This is a genomic window from Streptomyces sp. NPDC041784, from assembly GCF_055591025.1.
Genome location: NZ_JBVJAB010000011.1, coordinates 184,828 through 196,103, shown reverse-complemented (window position 1 = coordinate 196,103; position 11,276 = coordinate 184,828). Strand labels below are relative to the sequence as shown.

The following is an 11,276-nucleotide window of genomic DNA, read 5'->3' as shown; positions in this document are numbered from 1 at the left end:
CCACCGCCCGCCCCACACAGAATGCGGGATTGGAGGGGGGAAGTCCTGGCGCCCCTTCCGAAGGTGGTACACGGGGGCGGCGCGGCCCGGGTGCCGCGCCGCCCGGCGTTTTGTTCCTGCGTGCCGGCGACCGGTGCGCGCCGGCGGCCTGCCGTCGGTTACTTCTCGACGGTGAAGCCCTGCTCCTCGCCGTACTTGACCGAGGCGTCCTGCCAGGCCTTCAGACCCTCGGCCAGCGTGGTGCCGGAGACGTAGGCCTTGCCGACCGTGTCGTTGAAGATCGAGTTGGCGTACTGCTGGAACGGCAGGTACGACCAGTCGTCGGCGACGTTCGCGGCCGACTCGGCGAAGATCTTGTTCGCCTCCTGCCCGCCGAAGTACTCGAACTTGGTGCTCTGGAACTCGGTGGACTCCAGCTCCGCCTTGGTGGCCGGGAAGGCGCCCTGCTTCACCCGGGTGGCGACACCGTCACCGGAGTTGGCGTACTCGACGAAGGCGTAGGCCAGTTCCTTGTTGCCGCCCAGGGTGGGCAGCGCCAGGGAGCTGCCGCCGTTCTCCGCGCTGGCCTTGTCGCCCTTGGCCCAGGCGGGCATGGCTGCCGCGCGCCAGTCACCGGCGGCGTCCGGGACACCGGTCACGAAGTTGGCGGGCATCCAGGCGCCGGTGGCCAGGGTGGCTATGGTGCCGTCGCCCAGGCCCTTGTACCAGTCGTCGGTCCAGCCGGTGATCGGGGCGAGCAGCTTCTCGTCGATCAGCTTCTGCCAGGTGTCGGTGAACTTCGTGGCGCCCGCGTCGGAGAAGTCGATCTTCACCTTGGTGCCGTCGACCTGGTAGGGGCGCGAACCGGCCTGCCACAGCATGCTGGTGGTGAAGCCCGCGTCACCGGTGTCGTTGGCGATGTAGACCTTCGGGTCGGCCTTGTGGAGCTTGCGGGCCGCGTCCAGGTACTCGTCCCAGGTGGTCGGGACGGCGATCTTGTACTTGTCGAAGATCTTCTTGTTGTAGAACAGCGCCATCGGACCGGAGTCCATCGGCAGGCCGTACACCTTGTCGCCGTCGCTCACGGCGTTCCACGGGCCGGGGGTGTACTGAGAGGCGAGCTTGTCGGCGCCGTACGGGGCCAGGTCGCTCAGGCCCTTGGTCAGGGAGTACTGGCCGAGGGCGAAGTACTCGACCTGGGCGACGTCGGGGACGCCCTTGCCGGCCGAGATGGCGTTCGACAGCGCGGTGTAGTGCTTGTCGCCGGAGCGCTCGCTGACCAGGTTGATCTTGACCTTGGGGTACTTCTTCTCGAAGTCGGCGGCGACCGTCTTCAGCGTGGGCTCCCAGGCCCAGACCGTGACCGAGCCGCCCTTCTTCAGGGCCGCCTGGATGTCACCGGCGGAGACCGCCTTGGTGTCGGAGCTGTCGTCCGAGCTGCCGCAGGCGGTGGCGCCGAGCGCGAGGGTGGAGAGGAGGGCGAGGCCGCGCAGCAGGCGGCTGGTCTTTCTGCGCATGAAGATGCTTCCACTTCTTCGTGGGTGGGACAGGTGAGGGTGGGGGTGGTGCGCAAACGCGGGGCCGAGCAAACGTGGGGCTGAGGGGGCGGCCGGGGGCCGCGGGGTCACTCCTTGACGCTTCCGGCGGCGAGACCCGACTGCCAGTACTTCTGCAGCAGCAGGAACGCGGCGATCAGCGGGAGGATGGTGATCAGCGATCCGGTGATCACCAGGTTGTAGATGACGTCGCCGCCGATGGTCTCCGCCTGGGAGTTCCAGGCGCTCAGGCCCAGGGTCAGGGGGTACCACTCGGAGTCCTTGAGCATGATCAGCGGCAGGAAGTAGTTGTTCCAGGTGGCGACCGTGGTGAACAGCAGCACGGTCACGATGCCGGGGGCGAGCAGCGGCAGGGCGACCCGGAAGAAGGTGCGCGCCTCGCCGGCCCCGTCGATGCGGGCGGCCTCGAGGAGTTCGGTGGGAATGGCTTCCGTGGCGAAGACCCACATCAGGTAGAGGCCGAACGGCGACACCAGCGAGGGGATGATGACCGCCCACGGGGTGTCGGTCAGCCCCATCTTGCTGAACATCAGGAAGGTGGGCACCGCCAGCGCCGTGCCGGGGACGGCGACGGCACCGATGACCAGGGCGAAGATGCCGCGCTTGCCGGGGAAGTCGAACTTGGCCAGCGCGTAGCCGCCGAGGACGGCCAGCAGCGTGGCGCCGCCGGCCCCGAGGACCACGTACAGCACGGTGTTGAGGAGCCAGCGCCCGAACACACCGTCGTGGTACGTGAACGTGTCGCTGATGTTGTCCCAGAGGGCGAAGTCGTGGGCGAACCACAGGCCGGACGAATCGGCCAGGCCCGACTGGGTCTTGGTGGCGTTGATGACCAGCCAGATCAGCGGCACCACGGTGTAGAGGACCACCAGGGCGGTCAGCACCGTCAGCAGCACGCTGCGCTTCGGCTTGCCGGGGTTGTGCCGGCGCGGGCCACGCAGCCGGGGCCCGCCCTTGCCGGGTTCGGCGGTCTTGACGGCCGCGGTGGGGGAGGCGGTGGTGAGAGGGCTGCTCATCGGGTCACGCTCCCTTGCGCATGCCGCGCAGCTGCACGACGTAGGCGATCACCATCGTGATCAGGCCCATGATGATGGCCACCGTCGCGGAGTAGTTGTGCTGCTGGCCGTTGAAGGACAGCGAGTACGTGTAGAAGTTCGGGGTGTAGTCCGTGGTGATGGCGTTGGGCGCCAGCGGACGCAGGATGTTCGGCTCGTTGAAGAGCTGGAAGCTGCCGATGATGGAGAAGATCGTCGCGATGACGATCGCGCCCCGGATCGCGGGCAGTTTGATCGCGGTGATCACCCGGATCTGTCCGGCGCCGTCGATCTCCGCCGCCTCGTACAGCGACTGCGGGATGACGCGCAGCGCCGAGTAGAAGATCAGCATGTTGTAGCCGACGAACTCCCAGGTCACGATGTTGCCGATGGAGGCCAGCACCAGGTCCGGGGAGAGCGGGTCGGGCAATTCGACGCCGAACGCGCCGTTGATGTCGCCCACCAGGCCGTACTGCGTGCCGTACATGAAGCCCCACATCAGGGTGGCGACCACGGCGGGCACGGCGTACGGCAGGAAGATCGTGATCCGGAAGAAGCTCTTGCCGTAGAGCCGGCCGCTGTCCAGCGCCAGCGCCACCAGCAGGGCGATGCCGAGCATGATCGGCACCTGCACCGCGAGGAACAGCGACACCCGGCCGAGCGAGGACCAGAACTGGTCGTCCTTCAGCGCCTGCGTGTAGTTGTCCAGGCCGACGAAGGTGTTGCCGCCGATGAGCTGGTCACGGAAGAGGCTCAGATAGATCGAATAGATGATCGGGGCCAGGAAGACCAGGGCGAAGACGGCCACGAAGGGACCGATGAAACCCCACCCCGTCCAGGAGCGTCGGTCCCGTCTCGCCGGAGGGGGTGCCGGCCGCGGCTCGGCGGCCGCCGGCGGTTGCAGCGTCGTCATGTCGTTCCTCGCTCGTGCGGTCCTGGAACCCGGCGGTGTTGCGCGGAGATTTCCGAACGCCCCACCGCCACCCATGATGTTTACGCAAACATCAGCCACGCAAGAACCCTGGGCAAGCTGTTATGTTTACGTAAACATCTGATGGCGGCATGTCTACACTGCCCTGATAACGATGGTCAAGGGTCCTCTGCGGAGACCGTGACGCCTGCGCGTACAGAGAGGTGGGGACACCCGTGGACATGGCTGAAAGAACCCCGGTGAAGGGGCCGGGACGCCCCCGGGCCACCGCTTCCATGGCCGATGTGGCCCGCCTCGCGGGGGTCTCCTCGCAGACCGTCTCCCGCGTTTCCAATGGTTACGCGGGGGTGAACGAGGAAACGCGCGAGCAGGTGCTCGCCGCCATGAAGGAGCTGGGCTACCGGCCCAACAGCGCCGCCCGCGCCCTCAAACGCGGCGAGTTCCGGACGATCGGCGTGATCACCTTCTCGCTCTCCAGCACGGGCAACGTCCGCACCCTGGAGGCCATCGCCACCTCCGCCGCCGCCGAGGGCTACGCGGTGACCCTGCTGCCGGTCGCCCTCCCGACCCAGGACGCGGTGCGCGGGGCGTTCACCCGCCTCGAGGAACTGGCCGTCGACGCGGTGATCGTCATCATGGAGGTGCACCTCCTGGACGCCGCGACGATCATGCTCCCGCCGTACGTGCAGGTCCTGGTCGTCGACTCCGACGCCGGCGACCACTACACGGTCGTCGACACCGACCAGGCCGGCGGCAGCCGCACCGCCGTCGAACATCTGCTCGGCCTCGGTCATGAGACGGTGTGGCACCTGGGCGGACCCGAGGACTCCTTCGCCGCACAGCGCCGCACCGACGCCTGGCGCGCCGCCCTCACCGAGGCCGGCCGCACCCCGCCGCCCCTCATCCGGGGCGACTGGTCCGCCGAGTCCGGCTACCGGGCCGGCCTCGAACTCGCCACCCACGAGGAGTGCACGGCCGTCTTCGCCGCCAACGACCAGATGGCCCTCGGCCTGCTGCGCGCCCTGCACGAACGCGGGCGGCGCGTGCCCGAGGACGTCAGTGTCATCGGCTTCGACGACATCCCCGAGGCCGGCTCCTTCCTGCCGCCGCTCACCACCGTCCACCAGGACTTCGCCGAGGTCGGTCGGCTGTGCGTACGGGCCGTGCTGCGCAAGATGCGCCAGAACGACCCGGAGCACGGCACGACCCTCGTCCCGACGCGGCTCGTCGTCCGGGAGAGCACGGCGCCTCCGCGCGGGGGGAAGTGACGGTCCGCGGGTGAGCCCCCGGCCAGGGTCGGTCCGGGGGATCGGGTCGGAGGAGTCCGGCGGGGCCATGGGGCCGCCCCCGCCATGGGGCCGCCCCGCCGCGCGAGCGCAGTCGAGCGTGGGGGAGCCGGCGACGACGACAACGCCGCTGGGGTCCCCCTCCGGAGGGAGCGCGTGCGAGGCCCCGTGGCTTCGGCATGATCCGCCGGAGTGGCCCTACGCCGGGAGTCGCTCGCCCACCGCGCGGGCCGCCGTGCGCCAGGCGGTGGTGACCGCGTGCCGGGCGGCCGCCGTGCCCCGGTCGGTCTCCGTGGGCAGCCGCAGCGGAGCGCCCAGGTGGACGTGGCAGTGCGGGCGGCGGACCGGCGCGGTGAACGTGCCCGCGAGCTGCTTCGCCACCGAACCCGACGCGATCCGCCGGGCGCCCGCGTGACCCACCGGCACCACCAGCGCGCCGGACGTCCGCGCGAGGCGGGCCAGTCCGGTGCGGAACGGCTCGGGCGCGGTGGCGGCGGCGTCCTTGCGGCGCGGCAGCTTCCCCTCGCCGTACAGCAGCACGTGCCGGCCGCCGGCCAGCGCCTCGGCGGCGGCGTCCAGCGCGAGCGCCGCGTGGGCCGTCCCGCGCTGGACGGGGATGTGTCCGGCCCGGGTGAGCGCCCGGCCGAACAGCGGGATGCGCCACAGCCCGGCGGCGGCCAGGACGACCGGCTCCAGGTCGTAGCGGCGCAGCGCGGCCATCACGACCGCCGGGTCCGCCAGCGAGTCGTGGTTGGCGACGAAGAGGGTCCCCGCGGGCAGCCGCAGCTTGATCTCACTCGTGGTGGTGAGCCGGCCGAAGAACGGCGTCAGGGCGATGACGGTACGGCTGAACACGCGCGGGCCTCCCTGGGAACGCTGATGTGCGCCCAGTCTCGCGGCCCCGGACCCGGCGGCGCCTGAGTACGGATACTCAAACCCTGCCCGGCACGGGAGTTCACGCCCCGGCGGGCCCTCGCGGAAGATCACGGCGACGGGGGAAGATGGACCCGCAAGCCAATGGTCAACCGACACGGAGGAGCGGGCACATGCTGCACGAGCGAGCGGGCCGCCCGGCCGGCCCCGAGGACCTCGTCGACGTCGCCCGGCTGGTCACCGCGTACTACGCGCTGCACCCGGACCCGTCCGACCCGGCGCAGCGCGTCGCGTTCGGCACCTCGGGCCACCGCGGCTCGTCCCTCAACACCGCGTTCAACGAGGACCACATCGCGGCCACCAGTCAGGCCATCTGCGAGTACCGCGCCGCCCAGGGCACCGACGGCCCGCTCTTCCTCGGCGCCGACACCCACGCCTTGTCCGAACCCGCCCGGGTCACCGCCCTGGAGGTGTTCGCCGCGGGCGGCGTGACCGTGCTGATCGACAGTGCCGACGGCTACACGCCCACCCCGGCGGTCTCGCACGCGATCCTCACCCACAACCGGGGCCGCACCACCGGCCTCGCCGACGGCGTGGTCGTCACCCCGTCCCACAACCCGCCCGCCGACGGCGGGTTCAAGTACAACCCGCCGAGCGGCGGACCGGCGGGGTCGGACGCCACGTCCTGGATCCAGGACCGGGCCAACGAGATCATCGCGGCGGGCATGAAGGACGTCCGGCGCGTTCCGTACACCCGGGCGCTCGCCGCGCCCACCACCGGCCGTTACGACTTCCTCGGCACGTACGTCACCGACCTCCCGGGCGTCCTGGACCTGGACGCGATCCGCGCCGCGGGCGTGCGCATCGGCGCCGATCCGCTGGGCGGGGCCTCCGTCGCCTACTGGGGCCGGATCGCCGAGCAGCACCGCCTCGACCTGACCGTGGTGAACCCGCTCACCGACCCCACCTGGCGGTTCATGACGCTCGACTGGGACGGCAAGATCCGCATGGACTGCTCGTCGCCGTACGCGATGGCCTCACTGATCGGCCGGAGCGACCGGTTCGACATCGCCACGGGCAACGACGCGGACGCCGACCGGCACGGCATCGTCACCCCCGACGCGGGCCTGATGAACCCCAACCACTACCTGGCCACCGCCATCGCCTACCTCTACGCCCACCGCGAGCGGTGGCCCGCCGACGCGGGCGTCGGCAAGACGCTGGTGTCCTCCTCGATGATCGACCGGGTCGCCGCCGATCTCGGCCGTCGGCTCGTCGAGGTGCCCGTCGGCTTCAAGTGGTTCGTGGACGGCCTGGTCGACGGCTCGCTCGGCTTCGGCGGCGAGGAGTCGGCCGGCGCCTCCTTCCTGCGCCGCGACGGCTCCGTGTGGACCACCGACAAGGACGGCATCATCCTGGCGCTGCTCGCCTCCGAGATCACCGCGGTGACCGGGAAGACGCCGTCGCAGCACTACGCCGCCCTGACGGACCGTTTCGGCGCGCCGGCCTACGCCCGGATCGACGCCCCCGCGACGCGCGAGGAGAAGGCGCTGCTCGCCAGGCTCTCGCCCGCGCAGGTCACCGCCGACACCCTGGCCGGGGAGCCGGTCACGGGCGTGCTGACCGAGGCCCCGGGCAACGGCGCGGCCGTCGGCGGCATCAAGGTGACCACCGCCAACGCCTGGTTCGCGGCCCGGCCCTCGGGCACCGAGGACGTGTACAAGATCTACGGCGAGTCGTTCCTCGGGGCCGACCACCTGAGCCGGGTCCAGGAGGAGGCCAAGGACGTGGTCATGGCGGCACTGGGCGGCTGACCAGGCCTTTTGTCCTCCGGCTGCGGGCGACGGCTTCGTGGTCTCCCGGCTGCGGGCAGCGGCCGGTTTCGGGCGGGGGCCGGATTCGGGCGGGCGGACGGTGTCAGGCGACGGCGAACCGGAAGGCGCCGTCGCCCCCGCCCAGCGTCAGCCAGACGTACCGCTCCTCCCGCACCAGCCGCAGCGCCACATGGGCGCAGCCGGGGCAGCGGGCGGTGAGGCCGGGCTCGGGGCCGTAGACGTGCAGCTCCGCGAGCGGTCCCGAGCGGGCGCACTCCGGGCAGCGCCACCAGGCGGCGGTCGCCTCCACGGAGAGGATCTCCGACAACGGTCCGGCAAGGCAGTTGCCGTCCAGGTGGGCTGCCGTGTCTGCCACGGGGTTCTCCCTAGGGGGTCGGGGTCAGCCGAAGCGTTCCGTACGGATGGTGGCCGGGTCCCGGCCCAGGCCGGTGAGCAGATCGCCGACCGTCTCGACGAAGGCCGTCGGGCCGCAGACGTAGACCGGACCGCCCGGCGGCAGCCCGGCCGCCGCCTCCGTGAGGTCGGCCGCCGTGATCCGGCCGGGGCCGCGGGGGTCGTTCGGCGGCGCCTTGCGCGTGTACACGAAGCGCACGTCGAGGTCCGGCTGCCCGTCGTCCAGGTACTCGCGGTACCAGACGTCGTCCGCGTCGCGCGCGGAGTACAGGAGCCGGAACGCGCCGCGCGTGGGGGCCCGCCCGTGCGCCCGGACCATGGCGGCCAGGGGGACGACCCCGGAGCCGCCGGCCACCAGCAGGACCGGCTCGGTCCCCCCGGGCCGCCACACGAACCAGTTGCCGAGCGGCCCGCGCACCTCCACGTTCGCCCCGATCGGCAGCCCGTCCGCCAGATACGGCGACACCTCCCCGTCGGGCACCGCCCGCACCCCCAGCTCGATCCGGTCGCCGTCGGCGGGCGCGGCCAGCGAGTAGCTGCGGACGGCCTGGTAGCCGTCGTCGGCGGTCAGCCGTACGTCCACGTGCTGGCCGGGCAGATGGCCGGGCCAGCCCGGGACCGTGAGGACCAGGGTGCGGGCGGTGGCGTTCTGCGCCCGGCGCTCCTCGAGCCGCGCGACGCGCCAGGTGAGGCCGGCCATGCTCAGTCGCCCCAGTTGCGCTGCTCGCGCCACGGGTCGCCGTAGTTGTGGTACCCGACGGTCTCCCAGAATCCGGGCTCGTCCTCGTGCGTGAGCCGCAGTCCGCGCACCCACTTGGCGGACTTCCACAGGTACAGGTGCGGCACGAGCAGCCGGGCCGGGCCGCCGTGCTCGGGGGAGAGGGGACAGCCGTCGTACGTGTGGACGATCCACGCCTGGCCGTCGAGGAGGTCCTCCAGCGGCAGGTTCGTCGTGTAGCCGCCGTAGCTGCTGATCACGACGTAGTCGGCGGCCGTGACGACGTCCTCGAGGAAGGCGTCCAGGGGCACGCCCCGCCAGTGGGTGCCGAACTTCGACCAGCGGGTGACGCAGTGGATGTCCTGGACGGTCTCCTCCTGCGGGAGGGCCATCATCTCGTCCCAGGTCCAGGCATGTGCCTCGCTGGTCTCTGTGGTCACGGTGAAGCGCCAGGTGTCCGTGGGGACCTTCGGGGTGGGGCCGGCCGACAGGACGGGGAACGACTCGGTGGGGTACTGGCCGGGCGGCAGCTTGTCGGCCAGGCGCCGGGCGCGTCCCTGGAAGCCGGGGGAGAAGGAGTTCACAGCGGTCATCTCCTGAGCACGTCCGCCGGGGAGCGTGCGGGGGTTCGTCAGTCAGTGTCCGGCGGCGCGGGCCCGGGCACCACTCGGTCGCCCGCACATGCTGGTACGGCCCGGCGTGTCCGGGTTGCCTGTGCGCGCACGGCCGTTGCCTGTGCGCGCACGGCCGCTGTCGGGCTCTCGCACGGCCGTTGTGCGGCCGGCGCACGGCGGCTGATCCGTGCGGCCCGCGCCCGGCCTCGGTGGTGTCCGATGCGTTCGGAGGCCACAACCGGTGCGCTGCCGGACAACCGTGAACGTCGGCCGCTGCCTAGGGTCACCAGGCCCCGCCACTCCCAGCCGCCTGGACGCCCATGAGCACCGCACCCCCGGCCCCGAGGACCTCGGGCAGGTCCGGCCGGCCCGACTCGCCCTGGGCACCGCTCGCCGCCCAGGTCTTCCGTGCCCTCTGGATCGCCCAGCTGGTCTCCAACATCGGCGGCTGGATGCAGACCGTGGGCGCCCAGTGGGTGCTGGTCGATGAGAACGCAGCGCTGGTGACGCTCGTCCAGACGGCCTCCAGCCTCCCCGTCGTCCTGCTGGCACTGCCCTCCGGCGTGCTCGCCGACCGCTTCGACCGCCGCGGGGTCCTGCTGGCCGCGCAGGCCGCCATGACGGCCGTCTCCGGTGTGCTCGCCGCGCTGGCCTTCGCCGACGCCCTCACCCCGGCCGCCCTGCTCTCCCTCACCTTCCTCCTCGGCTGCGGCACCGCCCTGATGGGGCCCGCCTGGCAGGCGATCCAGCCGGAACTCGTCGACCGGGATCGGCTCGGCCAGGCGGCGGCGCTCGGCGCGGTCAACATGAACCTCGCGCGCGCCGTCGGGCCGGCCGTCGGGGGAGCCGTGGTGGCGGCGGCCGGGGCCGGCTGGGTCTTCGCGTTCAACGCGCTCTCCTACCTCGGCACCGCCGCCGTCCTCCTCGTCTGGCGTCGGCCCGCGCCCGTGGCCGCCCGCCCCGGCGGCCACGAACGGCTCCTGCCCGCCCTGTACGCGGGCCGCCGCTATGTCCGCAACGCCCCGGGCGTCCGCCGTGTCCTGCTGCGCACGGCGCTGTTCGTGCCCGGTGGCGCCGCCCTGTGGTCGCTGCTCCCGGTGAGCGCGAGCCGCACCCTGGGCCTCGGCTCCGGCGGCTACGGCCTGCTCCTGGGCACGGTCGGCGCGGGCGCCGTGGCCGGTGCCTTCGCCCTGCCCCCGATCCGCCGTGCGCTGGGCGCGAGCGGCACCCTCGGCGCCGGGACCCTGGTCTTCGCCGCCGTCCTGGCGGTGCTGGCCGTCGCCCGGTCGCCGTGGCTGGTGGCGGCCGCCCTGGTGCCTGCCGGGCTCGCTTGGATCGGTGTCCTGTCCACCCTCAACGCCGCCGTGCAGACTCGGCTGCCGGGCTGGGTCAGGGCCCGTGGGCTCGCCGTCCACCTGCTCGTCTTCCAGGGCGGGCAGGCCCTCGCGGCCCCGCTGTGGGGCGTCCTCGCCGCATGGCTGGGCCTGACCGCCGCCTACCTGGCCGCCGGCGCCCTGACGCTCGCGGGCGCGCTCACGGTACGCCGGTGGCCGCTGTACGACTCGAAGCAGGTGGACCCCGCGCCGTCCGGCCACTGGCCCGTTCCGCCGCTGGTGTTCGTGCCCGGTCCCGCCGACGGCCCCGTGCTCGTCTCGGTGACCTACCGGGTGCCGCCCGGGAACCGTGCCGAGTTCACCGCCCGCATGGACCGCGTCGCCCGCTCGCGCCGCCGCACCGGAGCCCTGACCTGGGGCCTCTACCAGGACGGCAACGACCCCGAGCGCTTCGTGGAGCACTACCTCGTCTCCTCCTGGGACGAACATCTCGCCCAGCACCACACGCGCCTCACGGTCACCGACCGCCGCCACGAGGAGAGGGCCCGTGAACTGCTCGTACCGGGGACCGGACCGGAGGTGGTCCATGCCTTCGACACGACGACCGGGCCTGTCGTGACGGGCGAGGGCTGACGCCGGGGGCGGGGGACCGGCGACGACGGGGCACCTCCCGCTCTCGCTATGATCCTCTCAAGCTGAAATGTGAATTTTGCCCGAAAGGTC

At 72.1% G+C, this 11,276-nt stretch carries 10 protein-coding genes; 3 read left to right on the top strand and 7 right to left on the bottom strand.

Annotated features, from left to right (window positions below; translation table 11 throughout):
* Positions 1 to 158: 158 nt before the first annotated feature.
* The 3 genes from ACZ6D7_RS24725 to ACZ6D7_RS24715 all read right to left on the bottom strand — a co-directional run bounded on the left by ACZ6D7_RS24725 (position 159) and on the right by ACZ6D7_RS24715 (position 3,482).
* On the bottom strand, positions 159 to 1,496 hold the full coding sequence (locus tag ACZ6D7_RS24725) for an ABC transporter substrate-binding protein (protein ID WP_469494551.1): 1,338 nt from the start codon (positions 1,494 to 1,496) through the stop codon (positions 159 to 161).
* 107 nt (positions 1,497 to 1,603) lie between these two features.
* On the bottom strand, positions 1,604 to 2,551 hold the full coding sequence (locus ACZ6D7_RS24720; protein WP_469494548.1) for a carbohydrate ABC transporter permease: 948 nt from the start codon (positions 2,549 to 2,551) through the stop codon (positions 1,604 to 1,606).
* A 4-nt stretch (positions 2,552 to 2,555) separates the two neighbouring features.
* Positions 2,556 to 3,482: a carbohydrate ABC transporter permease gene (locus ACZ6D7_RS24715; RefSeq protein WP_469494546.1), complete on the bottom strand. Its 927-nt coding sequence runs from the start codon at positions 3,480 to 3,482 to the stop codon at positions 2,556 to 2,558.
* A 239-nt stretch (positions 3,483 to 3,721) separates the two neighbouring features.
* Here ACZ6D7_RS24715 and ACZ6D7_RS24710 point away from each other — a divergent pair, with 239 nt between their 5' ends.
* Positions 3,722 to 4,768 (top strand): LacI family DNA-binding transcriptional regulator, encoded by a 1,047-nt coding sequence (locus ACZ6D7_RS24710; protein WP_469494543.1) that lies wholly within the window; start codon positions 3,722 to 3,724, stop codon positions 4,766 to 4,768.
* 216 nt (positions 4,769 to 4,984) lie between these two features.
* Here ACZ6D7_RS24710 and ACZ6D7_RS24705 read toward each other — a convergent pair whose 3' ends face one another.
* Positions 4,985 to 5,641 carry a lysophospholipid acyltransferase family protein gene (locus ACZ6D7_RS24705; protein ID WP_469494539.1) on the bottom strand — a complete coding sequence of 219 codons (657 nt, stop codon included), beginning with the start codon at positions 5,639 to 5,641 and terminating at the stop codon, positions 4,985 to 4,987.
* A 191-nt stretch (positions 5,642 to 5,832) separates the two neighbouring features.
* Between ACZ6D7_RS24705 and pgm the strand changes: the two genes are divergently transcribed.
* The gene (gene pgm / locus ACZ6D7_RS24700) at positions 5,833 to 7,473 is read left to right on the top strand and encodes a phosphoglucomutase (alpha-D-glucose-1,6-bisphosphate-dependent) (RefSeq protein WP_469494536.1); all 1,641 of its coding nucleotides are present in this window, start codon (positions 5,833 to 5,835) and stop codon (positions 7,471 to 7,473) included.
* A gap of 103 nt (positions 7,474 to 7,576) precedes the next feature.
* Here pgm and ACZ6D7_RS24695 read toward each other — a convergent pair whose 3' ends face one another.
* The 3 genes from ACZ6D7_RS24695 to ACZ6D7_RS24685 are packed head-to-tail and all read right to left on the bottom strand — an operon-like array spanning position 7,577 to position 9,189.
* Positions 7,577 to 7,849 (bottom strand): DUF6510 family protein, encoded by a 273-nt coding sequence (locus tag ACZ6D7_RS24695; RefSeq protein WP_469494533.1) that lies wholly within the window; start codon positions 7,847 to 7,849, stop codon positions 7,577 to 7,579.
* A gap of 24 nt (positions 7,850 to 7,873) precedes the next feature.
* On the bottom strand, positions 7,874 to 8,587 hold the full coding sequence (locus tag ACZ6D7_RS24690) for a ferredoxin reductase (protein ID WP_469494531.1): 714 nt from the start codon (positions 8,585 to 8,587) through the stop codon (positions 7,874 to 7,876).
* A gap of 2 nt (positions 8,588 to 8,589) precedes the next feature.
* Positions 8,590 to 9,189, bottom strand: a complete 600-nt coding sequence (locus tag ACZ6D7_RS24685; RefSeq protein ID WP_469494817.1) for a sulfite oxidase-like oxidoreductase — start codon at positions 9,187 to 9,189, stop codon at positions 8,590 to 8,592.
* Positions 9,190 to 9,539: 350 nt separating this feature from the next.
* Here ACZ6D7_RS24685 and ACZ6D7_RS24680 point away from each other — a divergent pair, with 350 nt between their 5' ends.
* The gene (locus ACZ6D7_RS24680) at positions 9,540 to 11,186 is read left to right on the top strand and encodes an MFS transporter (RefSeq protein WP_469494527.1); all 1,647 of its coding nucleotides are present in this window, start codon (positions 9,540 to 9,542) and stop codon (positions 11,184 to 11,186) included.
* The last annotated feature ends 90 nt before the right edge of the window (positions 11,187 to 11,276 follow it).

Bases quoted from the DNA above. Each gene is read 5' to 3' on its own strand.
- ACZ6D7_RS24725 (WP_469494551.1), bottom strand. From the start codon at position 1,496: ATGCGCAGAAAGACCAGCCGCCTGCTGCGCGGCCTCGCCCTCCTCTCC.
- ACZ6D7_RS24720 (WP_469494548.1), bottom strand. From the start codon at position 2,551: ATGAGCAGCCCTCTCACCACCGCCTCCCCCACCGCGGCCGTCAAGACC.
- ACZ6D7_RS24715 (WP_469494546.1), bottom strand. From the start codon at position 3,482: ATGACGACGCTGCAACCGCCGGCGGCCGCCGAGCCGCGGCCGGCACCC.
- ACZ6D7_RS24710 (WP_469494543.1), top strand. From the start codon at position 3,722: ATGGCTGAAAGAACCCCGGTGAAGGGGCCGGGACGCCCCCGGGCCACC.
- pgm (WP_469494536.1), top strand. From the start codon at position 5,833: ATGCTGCACGAGCGAGCGGGCCGCCCGGCCGGCCCCGAGGACCTCGTC.
- ACZ6D7_RS24690 (WP_469494531.1), bottom strand. From the start codon at position 8,587: ATGGCCGGCCTCACCTGGCGCGTCGCGCGGCTCGAGGAGCGCCGGGCG.
- ACZ6D7_RS24680 (WP_469494527.1), top strand. From the start codon at position 9,540: ATGAGCACCGCACCCCCGGCCCCGAGGACCTCGGGCAGGTCCGGCCGG.